This window comes from Neorhodopirellula pilleata (genome assembly GCF_007859915.1).
GTDB classification, from domain to species: Bacteria; Planctomycetota; Planctomycetia; order Pirellulales; family Pirellulaceae; genus Rhodopirellula; species Rhodopirellula pilleata.
On sequence record NZ_SJPM01000010.1, the window covers coordinates 1 to 23,868 of the forward strand.

Sequence of the window (23,868 nt, forward strand, 5' to 3'; positions counted from 1 at the left end):
CGGCAGCATCCGCACGCTTGGGGCGTCCCATGTCGCGTTTCCCTGGAAGGAGAAGGAAAGTTGAGGTGCGAGTCTAAGGGGAAATGCCTTCCGGGTCAACAAAAACGGTACCGGACACCTTTTCTTCGCCAAACGAGCAGGCAAACCTGAGTCGAGGACGCGACGAACTTGAGCAAGACCGAAGAACCTGGGACACAAGAGAACGCCGCGATCCAATCGTCGCCAACTCCATTCACACCACCGGGATGTTAATCGCGTGCGTCTTGCCGCTGGCGCTCGTCATGTTGTTGCTTTGGAACAATCGGAATGTGGAACATCGACTGGAGTTATCCGATGCGGTGCTCACCGAGTACCTGTTCGTCAACGATGCACCCAGACGAATGGAAGAAAAGGACTGTGACGTCCCGAAGCTCCCGGCACCAAAGTGACACCAGACATCTCGCTGTAAGACAAAAGATCACCCGAATCCCGACCGGATATAGCTCCGGTCGGGGTTTGGGCCTTTTGTTTATCTATCAGCCCAATGGTTGTGCGCTCGGTTTACGTCCCAACCGAACTCTAGCGAGTTCTATCGACTTATATCGGGATTGTGGTATAACATCGAATAAGTCGCTAATTCTCTAGGCAAAACGCATGGACCCATTGAAAAACCCCTATTCACCCGGCGCGGGAGCACCCCCGCCGGAGCTAGTGGGACGCGAACCTGTGATCGAGCAAGCTCGGATTCTGCTTGGTCGTGTTTGCCAGGGCCGGGCCGAAAAAAGCATGTTACTGACTGGATTGCGGGGGGTTGGTAAGACAGTTCTGCTTAACGAGATCGAACGCATCGCATTGGAGTTCGACTACAGCACAATCGTTGTCGAAGCACACGAAGGAAAGAGCCTCGGCGATCTGCTGGCGCCTCAATTTCGCAAGCTCCTGTTTGAGCTGGATCGCACAGCGAGAATGAATGCAGCGGTCAAACGGGGCCTCGCCGTGCTTCGGGCGTTCATCGGCTCGATCAAACTAACTTCCGGCGAGTACTCCATCGGACTGGACATCGAGCCTGAGAAGGGAACCGCCGACAGCGGTGACATGGAATTGGACTTACCCGACCTGTTCATTGTGATTGGCGAAGCCGCCAAGAACTGTGGGACTTCCATTGCGTTGTTGATCGACGAGCTTCAGTACTTCGATGAGAAGGAACTTGGTGCTTTGATCATGGCCATGCACAAGCTTCAACAAAAGCAACTTCCGTTCGTTTTGCTTGGCGCTGGCTTACCAATTTTGCCCCGTCTTGCTGGCGATTCCAAATCTTACGCAGAACGGCTGTTCAACTTCCCACAGATTGGTGCGCTCGATCGCGAAGACGCCGCGAAGGCATTGCAGCAACCCGCCGCCGATTCGGGTATCGCTTTCACGGAATCCGCCCTCGAAGAAGTCTTTCGTTTGACGCACGGCTATCCCTATTTCGTGCAAGAGTGGGGTTACCAATGCTGGAACTCAGCACAGACGTCCCCGATTGACACTGACATCGTTGAGACGGCTTCCGCAGTCGTCATGCCGCGATTGGATCAGAACTTTTTTCGAGTACGTTTCGATCGGCTCAAGCCGGGAGAGAAGAAGCTCCTTCGCGCGATGGCCGAACTTGGCGAGGGGCCATACCGAATGGGTGACGTTGCTGAAACGATGGAACTCAAAGTGACCAGTCTCGGACCACGACGAGCGAGTCTTATCAAAAAAGGAATGATTTACAGCCCCAACTACGGCGAGATCGCGTTTACGGTTCCCATGTTCGACGACTTCATGCGTCGCGCGATGCCGGACTTGGAGGGTTGAGTCGAACAGCAATGATACCTGAGGTAAACGAACTATTCGTGCTCACGAAATGCAATTTCTTCGCGACCAATCAAGTTTGGCCTCGTAAGACTCGCATGAACCCAGACGGCTGGCTCAAAAACTTTGACGCTGCCGATCGCCGCTTAGCGTGCCAACTGCTCAACAGTTTTCTTTACTACCCCACTGACATGATTGACCGCATGTTTGTCTCAGCGGTGCAGGGCTTGAGCCGAATCGTCACAAGCAAAACAACCTGTTTGGCCGATCGGCGGCGGCAGTGGGCGCGCTTTTTGGATTCTGCCGTGTTCACCTTCCCGACAGGTGAGCAGCCCTTCGCCGGAGACAGCGGGCATCTCTATGTGCGGCGAGCTCGGAACTTGATGTCGATCGACGAGGAGCAAATTGTTCCGCCCGAACAGGCGATCGAACAGTTGGTCAACGGCACAGCGAAACACGTCATCTTCGTAGATGACTTTGTTGGCACAGGCCAGCAGTTTTTCAAGACTTGGCACAGGAAGTATCAAAACGATCGTTCATTTCAGAGCGTCTCGAAAACCAACGAATTTACCGCCTACTACTGTCCGCTGTTTTGTACGAAGTTCGCAGTCGAGGACCAATTGCTTGATGTCACGGATCGTGTTCAGATCCAGCCGACGCATTGGCTGGATGAACGCCAAAGCCTGTTCTCAGCAGAGTCAATCTGGTGGCCGGAGACGATGAAGCCCGAGGTGCATGACTTCATTTTTCGATACAGTATGAGGATCGGTTTGCCTGATTCGGGCGGAACCCAGGTCCGCGACTGGCAGGGTTACAACCAACTTGGACTGACAATCGGATTTCCTGATTGTGTTCCGGACGCGACGATACCCCTGTTCGATACAACTATGAATGGTTGGCAACCGCTTTGGAGGCAGGGTGCATGACCGATGTCGATACCATCCGCCACGAATTGAGTCGTCTTTTTGCTTACAAAGCAGAATGGCTTAAAGGCAATCTTTTCGATTTATTCACTCGGCCAAAGTACCTCGCGAGGCTTTCGGATGATGTGCCTTGTGTTCTCGTTGGCGGGCGAGGAACAGGCAAGACTACCGTACTACGCGGTCTTTCCTATTCAGGTCAATTTGAACTGAGCGACAAATCGCCTGAAACTGTCAAAGACTGGAATCACTTTGGCATTTACCTAAGAATCAACACCAATCGCGTAACAGCCTTTGGTGGCCCGGAAGTTGCCGATGAACGCTGGCAGAAACTGTTTTCGCATTACATCAACCTCGTATTCTGCGATCTGCTGCTTGAGTTTCTTAGTTGGTATGAAAACCATGCCAAAACCGAACTCGTTGCCGATGCGGTTCAGGTCCGAAAATTCTGTGCAAGCCTCTGCGTCGAACCAGCATCGACGATCAGCGAATGTCGTGAGTCCGTGAACTTCGGCATCGTGAACTTTGAATCATACATTAACAACATTGACGACGAACCCCCGGTCAAGCTGTCGCTTTTGGGAGCGCCCGTCGACCTGCTTGTTGCAGCGATTAAAGGACTTCCTGGTTTTGTTGAACGTCGATTCAGCTTCTTGATCGACGAATACGAGAACCTCAATGAATCTCAGCAGCAAGTTGTCAATACGTTGATGAAGCACGCGAGTGATGCGTACACGTTTAAGATCGGCGTTCGCGAATTGGGTTGGCGATGCAAAACAACACTCAATCCCAATGAACAGCTTGTCAGCCCAGCTGACTATCGTTTGGTCAACATCACCGATGAACTGATACGCAACGATTTCGATCAATTTGCAGAAGAAGTCTGCAACGCGCGGCTTGCGATGCTTCGGAAGGATCATCCCGAAGTACCGAGTTCTATTGTGGAGATGTTCCCAACTCTTGGGCTACAGGAAGAGGCACTCAAACTTGGTGTCGCCTCACAAGTGAAAGGACTTGCATCGCTGTTAAAGAAGAACTCAGACGAGAACGAATTGTTCTTAGCTAAACTCGATCCACTTGAACAGTACTTCATCAAGTGCCGAGCTGAATCCTCAGGCAAGAGTCTTGATGACATCGTTGACGAAGCAAGGCAGGACAAAAATTGGCAGTCGAAGTATGACAACTATGCCTACTCGCTGCTGTTCAATCTGAAACAGGGAAAGCGAGGCATCCGGAAGTACTATTGTGGTTGGAAAACATTCTGCTTGCTTGCCAACGGCAATTTGCGATATCTGATTGAATTGGTGGACGCGAGCATTTCAGCTCACCTGATATTGGGAGCGAAGTTGTCAGCGTCGGTCTCTCCCGATACTCAAACGAAAGCCGCACAGGAAGTCGGCAAAAAGAACCTGGGTGAACTCGAAGGGCTTTCGATCCACGGTGCGAAACTCACGAAGCTTCTCTTGGGGCTTGGTCGTTTGTTCGGCATTATGGCGGGCGACGCCGTAGGTCATGCGCCGGAAGTCAACCAGTTTGAGATCGTTGGTGAATCGAGATCAAAGGAGCTTGACGACTTGCTCAATTACGGCGTGATGCACCTTGCTCTTGTCCGACTAACAGGAACAAAAATTTCGGGAATGGACACCAAGGATTACGATTACTCCGTGCATCCGATCTTTGCACCCTTTTTCGTTTTTGGGCATCGCAAAAAACGAAAGATGAAACTCTCGCCAGAAGAGTTTCTGGGTCTAATCGACGACACCTCCAGCTCATTGGAGAAGATACTCGCAAAGAGCCAACGTACGATCGACCAGCCACTTCCAGATCAGTTGACTCTTTTTGAGATTTACTTTGATGGAAATTCATAACGAGCCATTACCGTCGCTCGTCTACGAGGATCACGCTTCGTTTGAGCCTGAAGCCGACAGTCTTTACATCGGCTTCGAGGGCATCGAAGAACGAAGCGGTCATTTTCAAAATCTTGTTGCTTCCTCAAACTCAGTGAAGTTTCTTGAGGTGGTTCGGGAGGGAGAGACCGAATTTGAAACGAGATTGGTTGGAACTACGGGAACGACGACTCACCGTCTCAGGAGTCGCAAGCAACTCGCTGAACTCTGGACAGCCCATGAGTCAGCTTCCGTTTATTTGGATATCACGGGCCTGCGGCATCACGTCTGGATTCCGCTGCTGCGTTCTGCCCTTAGCCTGTCAAATCCGGTTCATGTCATTTACGTTGAACCCGAACAATACCGCCACAGTTTGACTCCCACCGAGAGTCAAATTTTTGACTTGAGTGAGCGCATCGAGGGCATCGCACCAATTCCCGGCTTCGCATCGCTGCGTCGAACAACGGATGAATTTATATTCCTTCCGCTACTTGGATTTGAAGGAACACGATTGGCTTACCTGCTCGAACAAGTGCAACCACTCAACGACAAAATTGTCCCGATCGTAGGCGTTCCGGGCTATTTACCCGAGCATCCGTTCAACAGTTTTCTGGGTAACCGTATCGCACTTCAGGAAACCGATGCGTGGCAGCGAGTGCGTTATGCAGACGCGAACTGCCCGTTTTCGTTGTTCTACTTGTTGGAACAGATCGAAAGGGAATTTCGACCTGAACATAGTAAAATTGCCGTGATCGGAACGAAGCCACATGCACTGGGCGGCGCACTGTTTGTACTGGGAGACCCGACTCGGCGGGAATTGATCTACGATCACCCGGTTCGCAAGACTGAACGGACCAGTGGAGTCGGACGATTGCTTCAATACGAAGTCAGCGAGTTTATGCGATGAGCAACGACTCGTTTTACACGCCTGACGAAATCGCCGCTTCGATGCTGGGGAAATGCACGCTCGATTCACCCGCCAGAATCGTCGATTTTGCGGCTGGGGATGGTGCTTTGCTGAGACGAGCAGTCGCTCAGTGGCCGACGGCAACCGTCTTCGCTACTGACATCAACCCTAAGGCAGTTCGGTCACTCCAGGCAGAATTTCCGTCTTGGAATATATCGAAGTGCGACTTTATGTCGGCGTCTTCGCGAGCGAAGGCGCAGGCCATTGAATCCCTTGCCGGACGCGGTGACGTAGTACTGTTGAACCCGCCTTTTTCGTACAGAGGTGCCGCTACTTTTCCCGTCAACGCATGGCAAGAAACATTCCATTGCAGCAAAGCGATGGCGTTTGTTTTGCTGTCTCTTGAGCATCTCACTGCGGGCGGGCAATTGATTGCGATCTTGCCGGAGAGTTCGCTTTTTGGCGACAAAGACGCAAGGGCTTGGGAAGCTGTTAAGCAACGATTTACCGTGACCCGTGGTGCGACGGCGGGCCGTGGAGTTTTCAGCGGCTGTGCAGCACGATGCACAATCGTGCGTCTTACCCAACGAAAGCGAAAGCAAGCTGCAAAGCTGGTGGTTGATCAACCAAACTTTACCCTAGAGGTCACGCTGGTGCGAGGTTCGGTTCCTCTCTACTTGGATACCGGCAGTGATCGCACCTTGGTCCATTCGACAGACTTACAGCAATCGTCAGTCATTTTGAATGGCCATGTCGCTTCGTCCGAGCGACCATCCGTTTGCGGACCTAGTGTGATGATTCATCGCGTAGGAATGCCGAGTATTGAAAAAGTAGCTCTGTACCTGCGTCGCAAGCGAGTCACGCTATCGGATTGCGTCATCGGCTTGCAATGCAATTCGTCAGGCGATGCCATTGCTCTACACAAATTGATCAAGGCCCACGAGACTGAGTACAAACAACTGTACGCTGGCACTTGCGCTCCGTACACCACGGTGCAGCGAGTCGTTGAGTTCCTCAATGGTATCGGTTGTCAAACGACTGTCCGGACTAAGAATAGAACACGTCCAGCAGTCGTTGACAAACGAGCAGGCAAACCTGAGTCGAGGACGCGACGAACTTGAGCAAGACCGACGAACGTGGGACACAAGAGAACGCCGCGATCCAATTGTCGCCAACTCCATTCACGCTACCGGAATGTTAATCGCGTGCGTCTTGCCGCTGGCGCTCGTCATGTTGTTGCTTTGGAACAATCGGAATGTGGAACATCGACTGGAGTTATCCGATGCGGCGCTCACTGAGTACCTGTTCGTCAACGATGCACCCAGACGAATGGAAGAAAAGGACTGTGACGTCCCGAAGCTCCCGGCACCAAAGTGACACCAGGCAGCTCGCTGTAAGACAAAAGATCGCCCAAATCCCGACCGGATATAGTTCTGGTCGGGGTTTGGGCTTTTTGTTTATCTATCAGCGGCTAACCCCGCAGCACCTGAATCGAAGTCGACGGCAACTCCCTAGTCGTATAGGCCCACCTCGTGAACAGTAATTTCCAAGTCGGTATTTGTTCGGTAGAGCACCCGCTACCGAATGACGCGATTGACTTTGTGTCACGTGAAGTTGTCTCAACACGGACTGCCATGCTAGGCGACCGGTGCGTCCGGATTCCGCCACCAGGCATCCTCGCGATATGCGGCGGGGATGTCGTCAGTGATCGCGAAGTCTATGCCCAACGAGTTGAGAGTGTCGTACCACAGATCACGTTTGGATTCCGGAAGTCGTTTGCCGCACCATGGACAGAATTGCATGCCGAGTGACGACGTACCACCATCGCGGATTGGCATGCCAAATTCGTCAATGTGCGGATAGTAGATCACGACGACGTCGGGGCAATCACGTAAGTTCGAGTGCTGGTCGCACTCGTAGCCGAGTTGGCGACCCATCGTGTCGCAGCAGATTCTATCGGGATTAACCAATTCGGTAGGTCGTCTAACGTAAGGTTTTACGACACCGCCCTGAATAAAGCGAGCGACGTTTAATTTACAAGAAATATACCAATGTGAGACCGCGTTGCCAAGCATGGAAAGTGTGTCGAAGGGCTAGCGCAAAAACAATCTTGGGCGACGCTACGCGCGGCTTTTGGCACAGTCGAGGAAGTCGCCGATCTGGTAGGAGTCAAACGTACGGGCACCGTATTCATGCACATCGAATCCGGCAACGTTGAAACGCAGTGTTGAATTGTTGGCAAGGACGACGACAACGAGTGTGTCGATACGCTCCGGGGTGAACTTGGCGTACGTCACGGACGAAATGTCACCGTAGTCGCAGGATTGCCAATCATCGCCCACGGCAATGTGGAACCGAGTGCCGGTGAAGACAAGAGCGTCAGTCAGGGAATTTGCAATATTCTCGTAGACGCCAAGGACGTTTTCGTGCTCACGCAGAGGAACGGGGGCGAGCGAGTACGGCAGATCAACAGACGTGACCAGTGGAAGACCGCGAGGCTTAAAGCGAACCAAACAGCCGAGCTTGCGCTCTGCGAATGATGTGATATCAGCGAGCACTGGGTCGCCCAACAGAAGGTTTTTACGGCACCGCCCTAAACGAAGCAAGCGATGTCTGAACTACGTGAAATTGTACCAAGGCTGTGGGCCATAGCCAAAGAGCCAAGGTGTGCCGAAGGCTTAGCGTAAAAACCATGTTGTGGGACGCGGTACATGACCAAGAAGGTGTCCATTTGAGAAGTCATGCAGGCCGACCGCGCATCATTCGATGATCTTGCCACACCAGAGAATTTCAGCGAATACTTTCCAGCTTGGCTCAGGAACAGGCTCGCCGTCCGGCACCGAGCCGAAGAACTCGCATGCGGCCTCAAGAAACGCAGGGATGTCACCGTTGGCCCAACCGTGCGCGCCGTCGAGCATGTAGCGTTGGGGATTGTCGGCCTCGATCTTGGCAGCCGCCTCACGTTCGGCGGCGAGCGCCATCACGAATGCAACGAACGTTTCGTGGTCGTGAACGGCTTCGAGGAGTTGAAACGTGTCAGGCAATTTCGGCTAGCGTCCGACAACGGAAGGTTTTTGCGACACCGCCCTGAACGAAGCGAGCGAGTCTGAACTACGAGGGATTGTACTAACGCCAGCGATCATTGCCAAACAAGCGAAGGTGTGCCGAGGGCCTAGCGTAAAAACAACGTTGTGCGACCGGCTACTCAAGGTCAGGGAAGGCATCACGACCGATCAGCAAGCGAATTGTCCGACCGCGTCCCGGTTCGCGCGAGATGAACCCGCGATCACAGAGAGTCACCACCATGTTGTGAACGGTAGGCGGTGTCGTGCCAAAGTACCGCTGCATGTCCGACTCAGCAGGTGGTAGCCCATTGAGTTTCGTGTAGTAGTAGATAAACGCGAGATATTGCCCCTGTAGGGCAGTTGGTTTGTTTGAAGCGTCCATCTCGTATGATTGAGTCGGCCAACGGAAGATTTTTAAGACACCGCCCCCAAAGAAGGAGTGGAGTTTGATCTATGGTAAATTGTACCAAGGTCAGCCTGCGTTGACAAAGATGGAAGGTGTGCCGAAGGCCCCAGCGTAAAAACCATGTTGCACGACCGGCAACTACGACGGAGGACGATGCACCGTTCCGGACTGCCAGTCGAACACCGTAATGCCGTGTTTGTGCGCGATCTCGGTCACCACTGGAAGCACCCTCTCGACAGCGGAAAACATGAAGCCGATTACAGCCTCGCGTTCACCGAAGTTGTTGATTAGGGGCCCGTCACTCCACACGCCGTCGTCAACGAGGTCGTCTGGCAGATCGCAAATGCAGGGAAAAATCGCGGTCAGCTCGGCGTGCACAGCCACGAAAGTTGGGTGCGGTTTCGCGTCGAGCGGGCTTGCGTCAGCGAGGGCGTTGAACTGCTCAAACGCGACCGCGTCATCTGCGGGTGGCGATTCAAGCAAAAGGCCAATTGTGTAACTCATACGGTAGGTCGTGCAACGGAAGGTTTTTACGTCACCGCCGTGAAGGAAGCGGTTGACTCTTTGTTACGAAAGATTGTACCAATGCGATCGCCCGTTGCCAAAGAGCGAAGGTGATCCCGAAGGGACTAGCGTAAAAACCATGTTAGGCGACGTCGGCATGTTGCTTTAAGTACAGCCTGGAGGTCGCCCAATGTCCTGAAGTTTCCGGGTTGGTCTGGGAGTCTTCAAGCAGCCATTTGACAGTTGGTAAGAACGAGCAATCGTGAGACTCCCGCTCTGACTCATCCATTGCGAAATACAAGACAGTCAAACTGCGTGCTGCTTGCATGCGGACGTTCCCATCTGTATCAGATAGGGCTTCAGCCAGGATGCCTGCGATTTGATCGAAGGGGCGATTGATTGAGCCGAGAACACAAAGCAACCTAACGCGAAAATCCCCAGATGCGTTTTCCAAACGATTCAAAAGATGGGGCAATGAAGATTTGCCAATGCGTCTCAACGCAATCATTGCGTAATCAACTAAAACGACATCGCCATGCTCAAGCAGCGAAATGATCTCGGATGTTGCAGGGCTGCACTCCGAACCCAAATCCGCGATTCGTCGCTTTGCTTTAATGCGTGTGATTGAGTCTTCAGATCGAAGCAACTCAAGTGTTTGCCACACATCTGACATTGTTGGTCACCTAACGGAAGGTTTTTACGACACCGCCCTAAACGAAGCGAGCGACGCCTGAAATATAAGAAATTGTACCAATGCCATGGCCCGTTGCAAAAGAGCCAAGGTGTGCCGAAGGCCTAGCGTAAAAACCATGTTATGTGCCCCGGTGCGCTACGGGAAAGTTCCAACCTGCGGGAAGATCAGCCCCGCACAGATCACAGACGAACCAACCATCCTTGACGACGTTGCGTTCGTTACAGTCCGGACACAGGCGAAACACAACACGTGTCGTGAAATCATCGGGTCGGCCAACAGGAATTGCGTCCAGCGCGGCGGCCACAGTCGGCCACGATTCGGGTTCAGGGCAGAATCCGGTGGATTGGTTGGAGATTTCGGAAACGTCTCCATCAGAGAAGAACGTGATTTCGCCAGCGGAGAGAACCGGCCCGCCACCAGCGCACGCGACGTGCTCCGAGCGGCGTGGGGCAACCAACAGTGTGCAGTCAACGTCAACGGTAAACGTTGCGATCAAAGAACCGTCCGGTTCCAAGTCGGACGACCGAGAGGCGAGCCAAGCCAAGAGGTCCGCGACGCAACGAATTGGTGCCCCAGCGGGCGACGAAGCGAACGCAGTGTCACGGATTTCGGTTGGCCCAACGTATTGGTATTGCCGTGGAGCCATTCGACTAGGGGCACATAACGGAAGGTTTTTACGACACCGCCCTGAACGAAGCGGGTAACTTTGAGTTACGAGAGATTGTACCAACGCGAACGCCCATTGCCAAAGAGCGAATGTGTTCGCGAAGCGACTAGCGTAAAAACCATGTTGCACGACCGCTGAACTACAAGACCGTGCTGATATCACAATTGTCGCATCCGTGATCGCGGATGACGGCGAGGGCTGCCGTAGATGCAACGAGGACGTTCTTAGCAGAGATGCCAAAATCGTCAAGGCATGGGGAACCTGTGACGTGCAGCCAGCGAAATGTAGGCAACACACAATCGGGATAAAGCTCTGCGAATTGCTCAGAGGTTTGAACCAGAACGTTACGCAAATCAAAGCCAGACAGATGCGTTGACGAGAGAGCATTGGCAAGCGCGTCGGTGACGAGGTAGCACGGGAAAGACTCAACGATGGCGTCACCGAGCCAGCCATCGAAAATATAGTGGAGCACAGAGACAACCGGAGGATGGACCGTCGTGTCAGCGACGGTGTTGTCGCCCCATCCGCCCGCAACCTCAGGTTCGAGTTCGTAAAAGGGTGACATCATGAAAGACTTAGGCCGTGCAACGGAAGGTTTTTACGACACCGCCCTGAACGAAGCGGTGGAGTCTGGATCACGAAAGATTGTACCAATGCCAGCACTGGTTGCCAAACAAGCGAAGGTGTGCCGAAGACCTAGCGAAAAAACCATGTTGTGCGACACTGAAGTGCGTTCAGGCGTTGCGTCGTGGGGCGAAGAAAAGGTGTCCGGTACCGTTTTTGTTGACCCGGAAGGCATTTCCCCTTAGACTCGCACCTCAACTTTCCTTCTCCTTCCAGGGAAACGCGACATGGGACGCCCCAAGCGTGCGGATGCTGCCGGACATTGCTATCACATGCTCAATCGGGCGAACCTCCGTGCCACTATCTTCGAAAAGGACGCGGACTACGAAGCATTCGAGAAGATTCTCGACGAGGCTTTAGAACGCCTTGACCTGGAACTCTTTTCGTATTGCTTAATGCCGAATCACTATCACCTTCTGGTCCGCCCAGGTGTTGATGGCGAGATGGGGCGATTTGGTCACTACATAGGACTGACTCACACGCAGCGGTACCATGCCCACTACAAGACGACGGGAATGGGGCATGTGTATCAGGGGCGATTCAAGTCGTTTCCCGTCCAAAGTGATGAGCACTTCTTGACCGTTGCACGCTATGTCGAACGGAATGCTTACGCTGCCGAACTGTGTCATCGACCCGAAGACTGGAAGTTTGGCAGCTTGTATCACTGGCATCAAAAGACGAAGGCGTTCTCGCAGCGAGTGTCGTCATGGCCGATTCGCCGCACTCCGAATTGGATTCAACTGGTTGCAACGGATTTCAGTGAGCAAGAGCGAAAGCAGCTCGATTGGAGTGTCAAACGGGGAGTCCCCTTTGGGAGTGAGACATGGGTGGAGCACATCACCAGAACATTCGACCTTGAGTCAACCATGCGACCCCGTGGGCGTCCAAAGAAAAAACCGGTCGAGAACTGAAAGGCCAAGCTGTAAACGGTACCGGACACCTTTTCTTCCCCCTCGCCTAACGACGGGACCGCTCGACGGCAAGATTGGAATGAGTTTTGCGCTGCAGTGGCGTTACAGCTTTAGATCATTGTTCAGCCAAAAAAAGAATAAAAAAAATAGTATTGCAGCTCGGAAACGATGAGATCGGTTATGCCTCTTTGGTGATTGGCCTGAGGTGCTTCGCACGGTAGATACTACACGCGAGCCTTGGCCACTGTGCGGCCAAGTCCGAGGAGTTATCAGTCAACGCGGTCTACGGTCGTGACGGATAATTACCAAAAATTTCACGTGGGGTAACTAACCCGGCCATTCTGTGCGACTGGCGTTTAACCATCTCGTTAAGTTGGTCTATATTGACGTCATGGTGCGAGCGGTGAATCGCAAAAAAACCGTTATCAGGTTTTCGACCATTTAGCCAGCTTGCTCGACCGGTCCAAACGCCTAACACATTGTCAATCGGATTTTCTTGACAGATTGCAGAGAAAGCGTATGTGTCTTCGTCAACTGGGAGCACGGCAAAATTCGATCCATGCCAAGACATTTGAATCACCTTCTTCTTTCTCGTGATCGAACCGATTACTTCATATTCCTGTGGCTCCTCGTCGGGTGGTGTGAAACGATGTGTTGCCCGAAATGATCCGCATGGCGAAATGGAACACTCAGTAAGTGCACCAGCAACCCATACATATTTATCTTTTCCGATTTTTGCCACATGCGTAGTTTTAAAGAAGTGATCCTGAAAAACCTTCCAGCCATCTTGTAGGTTCTCTACCGACAGTTCAGTAATTCGGTCACTAAAAGCTTGAAAAAGACCGTCGACTAAGGATTGGTGTTGATCAGTACGTTGACGATTAGGTGGTGAACGTAACACTCCTAGATTAAGCGATTCGTGCTGGTCGCCTTCCAGGCGGAGGGTCGCATAGCGGGTGCGCTGTTCGGGGGAAAATATCTGCGGATAAGCACAGCAAACAACATTGCTGCCAGCATCAACAACGGATAACGCCTCCATCCACTGATCATATTCCCAAACCATCTTCGCCGCATTAATCAATTCGGCGGATGCCCGCAATCGTGGTGAGCGAGTACCGCCTGGTGTGACGAGTACCTTGCCGCGTACAAGCTCCACTGGTGATTCTCGTTTGCTGTAGAAGTCACTTGAATGGCTTCGTGGAGCTATCAAATGCATGCTCATCGTCTTCACATGCAGTTCAGAATTATTTCGTTCTTTAATATCCCTTTTTGAGAATGATGTGATAACAAGATCGAATAAGCCCTTGTCACCATCTCGTCTCAGGTCCTGCGCCTGTCCAACTCGGATTTCGATTTCAAATTGGGGTAAATCAGATACTAACGGTTGAAAAGTCGAATTTAAATTCGACCGAAATCTTCGTATTACTTCTGGAACAAACCATGGTGCAAGAGCACGCCCACAGCCAATTCGAATTACAGGAGTATCGTTCGTGCCCCTGATTCGCAAGAAGTCTGCAATTAATACTTCGACGTTGCGAATTATTTCATCGTCGCTTGCGTTGCCTTCTATCGACTCCAACGAAGGCTTGCTGCTGTTTGCTTTTAATTTTATCAACGACAACCCAAAAAAAGTTTGCACTCGACGAAGCTTCGTCCTTAGTGCGCGACCGTCACGCTTTCCCGTTAGCTCTTCTGCTATGTCAGGTAAGCTACCGCTGAGTTCTGAGGACTGAAGGTAGCGGTACGTCGCTAACCAACAGATTAACGCAGAAAGGTCATCAGTGAAGTAACTCTTGCTTTTAGGTTGATCAGCTTCGGCTTTGGAATCTCGTGCGGCGATCGCTTGGTTGAATATCGATCGGTGAATGTGTTTCAATTCGCTAAAGTTCATGGCAGAAAAAGACCACGGAAAAGTGTAAGCGCCCACCGGCACGATAACGAAAAAGCGGCGATAGATGAACAAGAAGTAACCGCTGGCGAGCTTACGATACAACCTAAATGGGGGGAAGCCGAAAACTTGGCAACGCGGAAAAATTTTTTTTGCAGATTGGTACCCCGTATGTGCACTTTTCCGCGAATTGAGCTCTTCGTAGTCCATAAACCTGCACTTCCCTAAAGCAATTCTGTCGATTTCGCATTCTTGTGATCAAAAACCGAGGTTTGTGCCGGTTTTTACGACTTTTCCAATTTGCAGATTTGGTTTGACGAGCGAATTTTTAGGTGATTAACTGGTTCATGGGTTGGCTTTAAGAGGGCGGGGTAGTCCCGTCTCGAAAGCTACTTGAAACACCTTACCTGGAGCAAAGTGATGGACGAACCTGGGATTTTTCTTCGCGCTGAGAAGGGCGACCCGAATGAGAAACTATTTCATCTACCTCATCAGGGTAAAACCGCCGGAGATCGGTTTTCTCCGCTCGATCGAAGTCACAACAAGTCGATGCCAGTTAGAGTTTCGGGCTGGCAATCTGAACTAATCGAGGCCGTAGCAAGCCTGGACATCGCTCGAGTTAGGACGGCATTAGCAAACGGTGCCGACCCCGACACGAGTCGTAATAATTCCGCGTCTGCAGCCGTAGTCGCTCTGATGATGGAACTGGATTACATCGCCGAGGGCTTCATGGCCGAGGCAACAAAATCTCGCGAAATCATCTCGCTACTTTGGGCGCCAAAACAAATAAAGGAGGGCAGTTCGATAACAGATCAAAAACAAAAGAAGAGACTCGCTTAGCTTGGCAGGCACACGAGTCTCTTCAGTGTTAGGCAACGATTTCTACGCCGCCCCATCCAACGTAGCTTGGGGCGGTGCATTACACAACATCCATTTTGTGAGGTCCCCCCATGTTCAAAAAAATTAGTCCAGCCATTGTTGACCGATTGAGTCGCTTGCGACCACTATTGGCTAATAATCTCAGCAAGTCTGCGTTAAAGGCGGCAGTTTCCGAAATCTTTGCTAAGGCTCTCGGAAAAGGAATTGTCGTAGTTTTGTTTTTTTGCTTGGCCCTCGTCAGCATCCCGTCGGGTAACGTGATCGAACCGGCCTATGCCAAAAAACCTTGGTTCACGGAGAATAACGAGGCTACCCTTACAATTAACAAGGAAGGGCACTTCGTGATCGAGTGCACAGGCGTACACAGTGGTGTCGGCGATCAGACCCTATCGAGCATCATTATCAAACCGACTGTTCGCGATGCAATCGAATCCTGGGCGATCGTCGGGGATGCCTACTCAGTCCAGCACGGTCGGCGAATCGGATCAGCTTTGATTCGATTTGCCCCCAACGGTTCGGTTCGAGTCGAAATCATGTCGGATATCTCTTCCGAATTCAAATCTGACTTGGTTTTCCGATCGGATTGGGGTTCGGTTTCAATTGGCGAGCAAATATTTGCTGGAGAACAGATTAATAAGGAGTTGACCACAGTCAATTCAGACCAAAAGGCCAACTCCATATTAAGAGATGATTCTGAAGCACTCGATCGACCCTTCTATCGTTAATTATGGTGGAAGACGAAGCTCCTTACAGCAGTCTTGTGAGTGTGTCGGGGTCGCATTGGCGTTGGTCAATGCGACCTCTTTTCGCAATTTCGTGGATATGCTTCGCATGGGCGCAGCTTCACGCTTCGGGTTTCGCAACTAGTTGCTTCTTGCTCCAATTCATTCTGGAAGTCATCGCTGCGGTTTGACACTGGGTTCGGGATTGACGTAAGGCTGAATTCCGAATCCCTTGGCACGCCGCAAGCCAAACGTCGCCACTAGCCGTTCTCCTACAACACTTGCTCGGCCTGAGTCGCATTGCGATTTACGCCGCAAGACTTGTCGCCGGCAAAACGTCGAAAGTTCTCCCGCTTCGACCAAATGAGTTTGATCATCTTTGAAGACGCTTACGAGGCTATCGTCTCGCCGGACGTCGTTGACGCTGTTCAAGGCACGCTAGCGGCGCGAAGCGAAACCACCGACGTGGCGACGCGGATACGTACATGCTTAGCGGACTAATGCAATCCGTTCATTGCGGGAACCGAACGCACGGAGTCCACGGAGAAGAACGCGGCTGACTGAGACGCCGGTCTTCTATAAGTGTCGAAACGCTCCGTTGGGGTTGAGATCGACAACGGTGTGTCTTCGAAGATCGTGAACTGATCGTCGACGCCTGAAGCGAGCGCCGTGTCGCAGGTCAGCCGGAACCATGAGCCGCTGTCTGCGTCGTTATTGACAAGCCGCATGACGAGTGTCAGATCGTTAAGGCCCGCGAGCTGGGAAATGTCCAACTGCACGGTTCCCGCGTAGGTTTCAGCTCGCGAATCGGGCGGCATCGTGGTTTCGGAATCGGATTCGAATGTGGTCGATATCCCTTGCCGACTACCGACTGATTCGGTGAGATTGAAATAGCTGTCCCGTTGCAGATCGATCGTCGGCACGACGCTGAATCCGTCTGCACCGAGCAGAGCGACTTCGAAGGCGTCGTTAATTTGTTGCTGGGCCGTCGTATCAAAATGGACCTCGAACGAGAATGAAAGCGTCGACGGGTTGGCGGGGATCGTGACCGGTTGGGAGATCTCGATCAACAGGGAATCGCCCTCACTGGCGACCAGCTCATTGGTTCCGAGAGACACTTCACCGCGGCCGGTCGGCGACCCTCCGAACTCGTTGGTCGCCCACTGAGAAAGCGATTCTTCATTGCAACAGCAAACCGTGATTGAATTCGGTTCATCGAGCAAGTGATCGGGTGTGGATTCGAAGTCAACTTCGACGGCTGACGTTTGCATCAACAACGGTCCGATGAAATCACTCGGTCCCGTCCCAGGCGGGGCATGGCTGATGTCGACCGAGTCGTGGTCTACCTCATTTTCGGGATGGTCTTGGTTAACCGCCGATTGCGCCGGAGGAACGGTCGGCTCGCTTGAGTTCGAATCCGTCGAGGCATTTGGGGTGGATGCGGGTTCGTTGCCCGGCGCGGATGCTGAGTCCGTGCTAGAAGTTGAATTGTCCGGAGGGAGTGACTCGGAGTTGTTAGGCAAACCACCTTCGCGTTGCGTCGTGGGCGAACTCCCCATCACGGTGCCTTGGGCATCGGCGACGTCGGTCACGGTGAGTAGTTGTCCCCCGTGGCCGACCGGATCACCGATTGGGGTCGGCATGATGAAAGGCAACTCGTCTTTATCCGCTGTTGCCGGATCGGTTTGAGGCTCGGCATCCAAGTCGGCGTAGACGTCCGATTGGGAAACGGCACTCGTCAATGGATTGAAATGAGGATGCTTCCCCGGTGGTGGATCGGACGACTGGTCATTGAACGATGACGGGCCCGGGTCACTTTCATCTGGATTGACCTGCGTGTTGGGCGGATCGTTTTGGCCGGTCGTCGACTCCGTCGAAGTTGTTTCGGCAGCCTGATTACTTTGAGGCCCCTCGGCCGTGTCGAGGGAGGCTGCTTGGATCGGCTCGATGGCGTGTGGCAGCGATCGGTTTGGCAGCCGATCGATGGCGAACTTGACCAGATCACGTACAGGGCTCGGGGTTTGGTGTGCGGACGTTGCCAGGAGCGTCAGGCCGCTGGCTTCGGCTAGCGCGCCGGGATGATCGCGTCGCTCGAGGGTTTCGATCAGGAATTCGCGTCGTTGGTTTTTCTCCAACTGACGTCGGGCGATCGTTTTCCTCGCTCGGCGACGTGAAACCTTTCCCGTCGAAGGTGGCGTTTGCATCGTGATGGCTCTTGAAAAGAAAGGGACACCGAACGTTTTTTCTGATACACGTTCCGCAATCCGTCGCCGTCATTGCGACACCCACCTCGATCGGTAATGGCTGTCTAGTCCGCCGCAAAATCGCTTCAATCCGCCTGAAGCGAACACAGACCCTAACTGGGTGGTGTACGCTTGTCAAATTTCTATTGAGAGGGACGCTGATTGCGGGTTGACTGTGGTCGCGATGCTTGTGTGCGATTCGTGCACGAGCACGAGCACGAGTACGATTGAACCATCAATGATGCGATTTCGTGTTTTGGGCCGGCTTGGTTGGATCGATTGTTGACATGGACGGTCGGGCAATGCCTCGATGACATGCGATCCACCGGCGTTCCGCCGTCGCGTCAAGCTGGTTTTGGATCACGGTAATGAGTGTTGTGGGAGTTGGCTGAGGCAGGCAAACGCGGTCTATTGGATCGGCGTCCGGTGTTTTCGGTGAAGTGTCCGTATCGCGAGATCAATCTGTGTCGGTCTCGCGCGTCCCAAGTCCAATCTTGCAGGCTGCCGTGTGAAGAACATCAACGATCGCCAGTATGGGTTCTTTTCGAACGAGCCACTGTTTGATTGGATCGCGCAGCGGCGGATCGGGTTGGCCGATGGACGTGCTTTTGACCGAACGCCGCCGCGTGTCGATGCGTCCGGCTTGGTGCGTCAGGGGCGGTTGTCCGGCATGTTATGGGGCGTGGCGGTCGGTGATGCTCTCGGCCACAGCACCGAATGGAAACACGATCCCGCCTCCCGAAATCGCGATCACGGCACGATCGTTGATCATTTAACCGATGGCACGACGCGAGCAGGAAGGGTCTCCGATGACACGCAGTTCACGTTTTGGATGTTGCGTCGGTTGCTCGATGACGGGGCCTTTCAGTTCGACCACTTGATTGGTGATTGGGTGCAGCGTCGCGGCAGCATTGTCGGCGCGGGGCGGAACACGGTCGCGGCGCTCGATCGACATCAGCGGCGGTTGGCGGGCGAGCCGCTCGATTATATCGATTGCTTGGGCGACCTGGCGACGGAGGGACGTGGCAACGGCGCGTTGATGCGATTCGCGCCGATCGTTCTGCCGCATCTTGCCAACCCCTCGTCGCAATTGTACGTCGATGCGGTGATGGCGGCGTTGATCACGCATGGCAATCCGTTTGCCCTGTCATCGATCGTGGCGATGACGGATCTGTTGTGGCAAATGTTGTTGTGTGAAAAAGGTGAACCACCGACGGGCGAGTTTTACTTCAATCGTTACATCGAGATGGCGGCCGATTTGGAGGTCGCCTGCATTCCGTCACCGTACGGCAATGAACCCGTGCCACGTTGGTATCAAAATTTCCATGGCAACTTGAGTGACTTCATCGACGGTCCGGTCCGGCGAGCGTTTCGCAAAGGAGTCTCGTTTCGCGATGCTTGTTCGCTCGACGGATTCGGTTCACGGGCCGATGTTTTGCAAACAGTGCCCGCAGTGTTGTACTTGATGGCGTGTCATGCCGACAGCTTTGAGTCAACCATCATCGCAGCGGTCAATGACACCAAAGACAACGACACGATCGCAGCGATCGCGGGCGCGCTGGTGGGAGCCTGTCACGGTCGCTCCGCGATCCGGCGGCGATGGATCGACGGCATCACCAGCACGAGCATTTTTCCGCCGGAACCGGATGGTGCTAGCATCGAGTCGATGGTCGCCGCAGCCGAAGGATTTGTAATCGGTGCGGTTTCGTAGGCATTGTGGGAACAATAAGTGGTGGCGACTTTCAGTCGCCAAGTCTAGAAACGGCGACTGAAAGTCGCCGCCACTTGCAGAACGCGCCACCTGTTGATCTCGCAATGCGATGCGGGCGTAAAAAAAATTTTTGCCGCGTGACCAAACGTGTCCGAGGGCACGATATATTTCCGGCATGACCTCACACATCCCTCATCCACGTTTTTCGGGCAATCGGCCTTCGGCGACCGGATCGCTGTTGGTTGTGCGGCAATTGCTCGACCAAGCCGACGGTTCGTTTTTGGACGAACTTTGCCGGATCGAGGACGCGGACAAGCTCGGAAGCTTCGCTCGCGAGTTCTTGGACGATCGTCGTTCGCATGTTCGCGCCGGACTATTGGCGTACATCGACGTGGCCATGAGCCAGTATCGACATGAAGCCTTGGTGAAGCGATTGTTCAAATTGGCCGAAGCCGCCTCGGATGATGAGGTGATGGCGCGGTTCATGGTGGCGCTGGATCGGTCGGTGCGGCGTGAAGTTCGCACGCGTCGATCGTGGGACTGGGTTGCTCGCGAAGCGACCGAAGAGACCTATATCGACAAACGTGATCAATCCATGCCGCGCTCCGATCGCGAGGCGTCCGCAAAGGCTCGCAATCGCCGTGCGGTTAAGCAATCCCAGTGGCAACTCTTCAGTGCGAAAACTCGCGATTATCTGCGTCGACGTGCATGGCGATACTTCCGCACGCTCGCGAAAATCGATGCGACGCGTTATCGCACCGCGATGTCGGAGGCGTTAGTCCAATACACCGACGATGACACGGCCGACGGTTTGGCGTTGATCGATAACTGGTCGTTGATGCACGTGCTGTTCCACGGCTGCGACCAGATCGTCGCCGAGGCTCGCGGCTGGACACTTGCGGAGAACGGTTCGCTCGAGAAACTTTTGCCTGCTCCCTACCTGATCGACATTTGGAAATCGGATGCGGAGGCATTGTTGGACTTGGTCGGCACCGCCCGTGCCAGGGCGGTGCGGATGTGGTCGATGCAAATGTTGCAATCACATCACCAGGACGCGTTGGCTCAGTTGCCGTTAAAGCGCATCTTGGCATGGATACGCTGCGACGATGATGAGATCGCTTCGCTCGCCGCCGATTCGTTGAATCAACACGGCAGCGTAACGGTGTTCTCGGCGGAGCAGTGGATCGAAATTTTGGATCACGCCAATGCTTCGGTATTGGTAGGCGTTTGTGAAACGGCACGGCAAAAGGCGAATGTGTCGACCTGGACGACCGAGGAATGTCTCGCGGTGGCGATGCGCCGGCCGGATCCGATCGCTGCGCTGGCGATCGGTTTCTTGGCGGACCGCACGGTCGAGTCAGCGGCCCAAGCCGAACAATGGTTGTCGTTGGGCGACTCGGAATGCGTTGGACGACGTGGCGAACTCGTTGGTTTGGCGTTGCGGAAGGTTGCCGCGAGCGAGCATTTCGAACCGGTGATGCTCACCTTGATTGTTGATAGCACCGATGAAACGGTTCGCGCCGCCGGGCTGGCCTTTTTGACACAAGATGAGCGAACTGAAAATAACGTGACGCTGTGGCAGCGGTTATTGGAAAGTCCGCACGATGATGTGCAATTGACGATGACCGGGTTACTGCAAAAACAATCGCTTTCGTGGACCGAGTCCAAACATGTCAACGCCGCATCGTTGGATTCAATCACCTTAACTCGGTTATGGGCCACCGTATTATTGAACACACGGCGGGGCGGCAAAATCAAATTGCAGTTGATCGAACAAATCGGTCGTTTGATAACGAAACATCCCGATCGCAGCGACGTGTTGTTGCCGCTGTTGAAAACATCGCTGCGTTCGGTGCGGGCGACGGAGTTTCGTTGTGCGTTGACCACAGTCGTCGGATTGATGGACCAATCCGATGAGATTACCTCGTACTTCACCGCTGAAGTTCCTGAGCTCCTTATTTCATCCCCTTTCTCCATCAGTTAGGATCTTGCCACTGGATTCTATTCACTTCACTGTTTGCTTTGCCGATCGTTCGTGAAGCCCAACCGAGACCTGTTTGCTGCGGCGTTCCGCCGTGGTGCGAGTTTGCTTGGACATGCTTCCCCAAGGACGTTGTTCGTTTCGCCGATGACGGTATCTGTCCGGTGAACTGAGGCAACGTGGTTTCACCAGACAGATACCGTCATCGGCTTGGTGAACGCCCTTGGTCGATCCTTCGAAGTCGGTTGCGGTTTCGCGACGACCGGCATAGCAAGCAGTGAAGAATACCTTTGAGTCCGGTAGCGTGATCTTGATGTTACCACCCGAGCATTCGGATGTTTCTATCGACCGCTTATCGACGGCCCAGCGACGTGCGAAGAACGCCTGGCGGGTTGGCCATCGCACTTTCACCCAACTTGCGTCGCGACCGTGTCTCGTTCGACGGACGTTTGAAAGATCCGTTGGCGTTTCGCGAAGCCGTGAGTGCTTTGCACGATGTCGTGGTTTCGGATTTACGATACGTGCCCGCCGATAAATCAGCTTACGAGGCATACCAACGACAAATCATCGCTCGCGAGTCAACGTTGCGGGCTGGAGTGGCCGCCGAGAAACGTGCGGAGCTGCACGGCGAATCGAAAGACCCGTTGCCTGAGGGCTTGCTCGACGATTTTCACCAAGCCCGTGGCATGTATTGGTCGGCCCGCCAGCAATACTCCAATCATTTGATGCGTCACGATCCGCAGTTGTGGCGACGATTGGTGCCCTGCGATCCCGTCATCACGGTTGCCGAAGATGCGTTGCTGTTTGAATGTTTCAGCATGGACGAAAGTTCGTACGGTTGTCTGAGCGTGGCCTCGGATCGGTTCGACGACCAGCGGGACGTGGCCTTGGGCACGACCAATGTGGATTACAGTTGGAGCTTGTACGATCATTTTCAAAAGCTTCGCAGTTACCGAAGCACGCGTTTTAATCTGGATCCGAGTGGTTTTGAAGTCGCAACGTCGGATTCATCGCAATCGATCGGAGGCGATCAACATCGCGAAGAAAAGATCGACTTGCCCGATTCTTGGTTGCGAGGTTTCATGCAGTTGCAATCGGCGATGTCGATGCCGATGCGGCGGGTGCGTTTAGGTCGCAGTGCGATCTACAACTTGCTCGCCTTCTTAACCCGCCATCGCGCCAAACGCAGCCCGCGAGCGATCCGGTTTGAACTCGAACCGGGACGCGAACCGAACTTGGTGCTCGAACCGTGGCAGCGATCCATTGCCGGTGACGGTGGTGTTTACGAAGGTCGGGTCGCCCAGTCGATTCGTGTCTGGGGTCGGGATCGGTTGCACGTGCTACGGCGATTGCTACCGCTGATTGATTCCGTTGATGTGCATCTGATCGATTCGGGTCTGCCGAGTTTTTGGGTGGCGCGGATGGGCGGCATGCAGATGGTGCTAGGCTTATCAGGCTGGACGACGAACGACTGGTCGGCTGGTTCGGCTTTGACGCAGTTAATGCCGCCGGTGCATCTGCACGAGAACGAGTTATTGCAGATCGCGTCGGCGTTTCGCTCCTCACCGATCATGGGACTGGATCAGATTGCTCAAGCCGTGCCGATGTCGAAGCCCAAGATCGCAGTGGGACTCAATACGCTAGCGCATCTGGGGCAAGTGATTCATGATCTGCCGCAGCAAGCCTATCGTTGGCGTCAGGTGATGCCTGAACCGGTGACCCAAGCTCAACTTGGCAACGATGATCCCGAAACCGCCGCGGCGAGAGCGTTGATGACGCAAGGGCACGTGGAAGTCGATGGTGATCGGACGCTCGACAATGGCTTGCGATTGATCACCGGGGCCGCACAACGACGAGATCTGGAGTTGTTGATTGATGGCGATGGCCGGGTCTTGAAAGCCAAATGCACTTGCTCGCATCATTTCAAAAACGGATTACGAAAAGGTCCCTGTCGTCATTTGCAGGCGTTACGAAACGTCGCAACATCTTCTTCGGCAACGCCCGATTCGCTCGATCATTGGTATCAACAGTACTGGAATTGAAAC

General features: G+C 53.5%; 25 protein-coding genes. 15 read left to right on the forward strand and 10 right to left on the reverse strand.

Translation table 11 applies throughout. The annotated features are described in order from the left end of the window. Window positions 1-83 precede the first annotated feature (83 nt). The 7 genes from Pla100_RS31785 (at window position 84) to Pla100_RS20445 (ending at window position 6,905) form a co-directional block, all read left to right on the forward strand. Complete coding sequence (locus tag Pla100_RS31785; RefSeq protein WP_146579638.1) at window positions 84-428, forward strand: membrane or secreted protein; 345 nt, start codon at window positions 84-86, stop codon at window positions 426-428. A gap of 205 nt (window positions 429-633) precedes the next feature. Then, a complete protein-coding gene (locus Pla100_RS20420) occupies window positions 634-1,818 on the forward strand; it encodes an ATP-binding protein (protein ID WP_146409868.1) in 1,185 nt (394 codons plus the stop codon). 38 nt (window positions 1,819-1,856) lie between these two features. Then, complete coding sequence (locus Pla100_RS20425) at window positions 1,857-2,741, forward strand: phosphoribosyltransferase-like protein (RefSeq protein ID WP_146579639.1); 885 nt, start codon at window positions 1,857-1,859, stop codon at window positions 2,739-2,741. Beyond that, the gene (locus tag Pla100_RS20430; protein ID WP_146579641.1) at window positions 2,738-4,603 is read left to right on the forward strand and encodes an ORC-CDC6 family AAA ATPase; all 1,866 of its coding nucleotides are present in this window, start codon (window positions 2,738-2,740) and stop codon (window positions 4,601-4,603) included. The genes Pla100_RS20425 and Pla100_RS20430 overlap by 4 nt, the downstream gene beginning before the upstream one ends. Further along, window positions 4,590-5,528 carry a hypothetical protein gene (locus Pla100_RS20435; protein ID WP_146579643.1) on the forward strand — a complete coding sequence of 313 codons (939 nt, stop codon included), beginning with the start codon at window positions 4,590-4,592 and terminating at the stop codon, window positions 5,526-5,528. The genes Pla100_RS20430 and Pla100_RS20435 overlap by 14 nt, the downstream gene beginning before the upstream one ends. Beyond that, entirely contained in the window at window positions 5,525-6,649 is a 1,125-nt protein-coding gene (locus tag Pla100_RS20440; protein ID WP_146579645.1) for a methyltransferase, read from the forward strand. Before Pla100_RS20435 ends, Pla100_RS20440 begins: the two co-directional genes overlap by 4 nt. Before the next feature lie 73 nt (window positions 6,650-6,722). Then, entirely contained in the window at window positions 6,723-6,905 is a 183-nt protein-coding gene (locus Pla100_RS20445) for a hypothetical protein (RefSeq protein WP_146579647.1), read from the forward strand. 260 nt (window positions 6,906-7,165) lie between these two features. Here Pla100_RS20445 and Pla100_RS20450 read toward each other — a convergent pair whose 3' ends face one another. The 8 genes from Pla100_RS20450 to Pla100_RS20485 all read right to left on the reverse strand — a co-directional run bounded on the left by Pla100_RS20450 (window position 7,166) and on the right by Pla100_RS20485 (window position 11,432). Next, window positions 7,166-7,603, reverse strand: coding sequence for a DUF6980 family protein (locus Pla100_RS20450; RefSeq protein ID WP_390620632.1), 438 nt, complete (start codon window positions 7,601-7,603; stop codon window positions 7,166-7,168). 45 nt (window positions 7,604-7,648) lie between these two features. Further along, window positions 7,649-8,086, reverse strand: a complete 438-nt coding sequence (locus Pla100_RS20455; RefSeq protein ID WP_197168103.1) for a hypothetical protein — start codon at window positions 8,084-8,086, stop codon at window positions 7,649-7,651. A 201-nt stretch (window positions 8,087-8,287) separates the two neighbouring features. Then, window positions 8,288-8,572 (reverse strand): DUF7660 family protein, encoded by a 285-nt coding sequence (locus Pla100_RS20460; RefSeq protein ID WP_146579653.1) that lies wholly within the window; start codon window positions 8,570-8,572, stop codon window positions 8,288-8,290. A gap of 157 nt (window positions 8,573-8,729) precedes the next feature. Next, window positions 8,730-8,975, reverse strand: coding sequence for a LexA family protein (locus Pla100_RS20465; protein WP_146579655.1), 246 nt, complete (start codon window positions 8,973-8,975; stop codon window positions 8,730-8,732). Window positions 8,976-9,137: 162 nt separating this feature from the next. Then, window positions 9,138-9,503: a hypothetical protein gene (locus Pla100_RS30970; protein ID WP_197168104.1), complete on the reverse strand. Its 366-nt coding sequence runs from the start codon at window positions 9,501-9,503 to the stop codon at window positions 9,138-9,140. Between the two features lie 142 nt (window positions 9,504-9,645). Then, complete coding sequence (locus Pla100_RS20475) at window positions 9,646-10,176, reverse strand: HEAT repeat domain-containing protein (RefSeq protein ID WP_146579659.1); 531 nt, start codon at window positions 10,174-10,176, stop codon at window positions 9,646-9,648. A 139-nt stretch (window positions 10,177-10,315) separates the two neighbouring features. Continuing rightward, the gene (locus tag Pla100_RS20480; protein WP_146579661.1) at window positions 10,316-10,843 is read right to left on the reverse strand and encodes a hypothetical protein; all 528 of its coding nucleotides are present in this window, start codon (window positions 10,841-10,843) and stop codon (window positions 10,316-10,318) included. Window positions 10,844-11,003: 160 nt separating this feature from the next. Further along, a complete protein-coding gene (locus tag Pla100_RS20485) occupies window positions 11,004-11,432 on the reverse strand; it encodes a hypothetical protein (RefSeq protein WP_197168105.1) in 429 nt (142 codons plus the stop codon). Between Pla100_RS20485 and Pla100_RS30975 the strand changes: the two genes are divergently transcribed. Next, the gene (locus tag Pla100_RS30975; RefSeq protein WP_197168136.1) at window positions 11,431-11,673 is read left to right on the forward strand and encodes a hypothetical protein; all 243 of its coding nucleotides are present in this window, start codon (window positions 11,431-11,433) and stop codon (window positions 11,671-11,673) included. The two genes, Pla100_RS20485 and Pla100_RS30975, sit on opposite strands and share 2 nt — an antisense overlap. A gap of 42 nt (window positions 11,674-11,715) precedes the next feature. Continuing rightward, complete coding sequence (locus tag Pla100_RS20490; protein ID WP_146579663.1) at window positions 11,716-12,399, forward strand: transposase; 684 nt, start codon at window positions 11,716-11,718, stop codon at window positions 12,397-12,399. A gap of 283 nt (window positions 12,400-12,682) precedes the next feature. Here Pla100_RS20490 and Pla100_RS20500 read toward each other — a convergent pair whose 3' ends face one another. After that, a complete protein-coding gene (locus Pla100_RS20500) occupies window positions 12,683-14,497 on the reverse strand; it encodes a LysR family transcriptional regulator (protein ID WP_146579667.1) in 1,815 nt (604 codons plus the stop codon). A 183-nt stretch (window positions 14,498-14,680) separates the two neighbouring features. Here Pla100_RS20500 and Pla100_RS20505 point away from each other — a divergent pair, with 183 nt between their 5' ends. The 3 genes from Pla100_RS20505 (at window position 14,681) to Pla100_RS30980 (ending at window position 16,389) form a co-directional block, all read left to right on the forward strand. Beyond that, window positions 14,681-15,127: a hypothetical protein gene (locus tag Pla100_RS20505; RefSeq protein WP_146579669.1), complete on the forward strand. Its 447-nt coding sequence runs from the start codon at window positions 14,681-14,683 to the stop codon at window positions 15,125-15,127. Between the two features lie 110 nt (window positions 15,128-15,237). Continuing rightward, window positions 15,238-15,891, forward strand: a complete 654-nt coding sequence (locus Pla100_RS20510; RefSeq protein ID WP_146579671.1) for a hypothetical protein — start codon at window positions 15,238-15,240, stop codon at window positions 15,889-15,891. Between the two features lie 360 nt (window positions 15,892-16,251). Further along, window positions 16,252-16,389 (forward strand): hypothetical protein, encoded by a 138-nt coding sequence (locus tag Pla100_RS30980; RefSeq protein ID WP_197168106.1) that lies wholly within the window; start codon window positions 16,252-16,254, stop codon window positions 16,387-16,389. Here the strand turns inward: Pla100_RS30980 and Pla100_RS20515 are convergent. Continuing rightward, entirely contained in the window at window positions 16,386-18,092 is a 1,707-nt protein-coding gene (locus Pla100_RS20515; RefSeq protein WP_146579673.1) for a hypothetical protein, read from the reverse strand. The two genes, Pla100_RS30980 and Pla100_RS20515, sit on opposite strands and share 4 nt — an antisense overlap. A gap of 547 nt (window positions 18,093-18,639) precedes the next feature. Here Pla100_RS20515 and Pla100_RS20520 point away from each other — a divergent pair. The 3 genes from Pla100_RS20520 to Pla100_RS20530 all read left to right on the forward strand — a co-directional run bounded on the left by Pla100_RS20520 (window position 18,640) and on the right by Pla100_RS20530 (window position 23,865). Continuing rightward, complete coding sequence (locus Pla100_RS20520) at window positions 18,640-19,842, forward strand: ADP-ribosylglycohydrolase family protein (RefSeq protein ID WP_146579675.1); 1,203 nt, start codon at window positions 18,640-18,642, stop codon at window positions 19,840-19,842. Window positions 19,843-20,017: 175 nt separating this feature from the next. Continuing rightward, the gene (locus Pla100_RS20525) at window positions 20,018-21,826 is read left to right on the forward strand and encodes a hypothetical protein (protein ID WP_146579677.1); all 1,809 of its coding nucleotides are present in this window, start codon (window positions 20,018-20,020) and stop codon (window positions 21,824-21,826) included. 332 nt (window positions 21,827-22,158) lie between these two features. Beyond that, on the forward strand, window positions 22,159-23,865 hold the full coding sequence (locus Pla100_RS20530; RefSeq protein ID WP_146579679.1) for a hypothetical protein: 1,707 nt from the start codon (window positions 22,159-22,161) through the stop codon (window positions 23,863-23,865). Window positions 23,866-23,868: the final 3 nt, after the last annotated feature.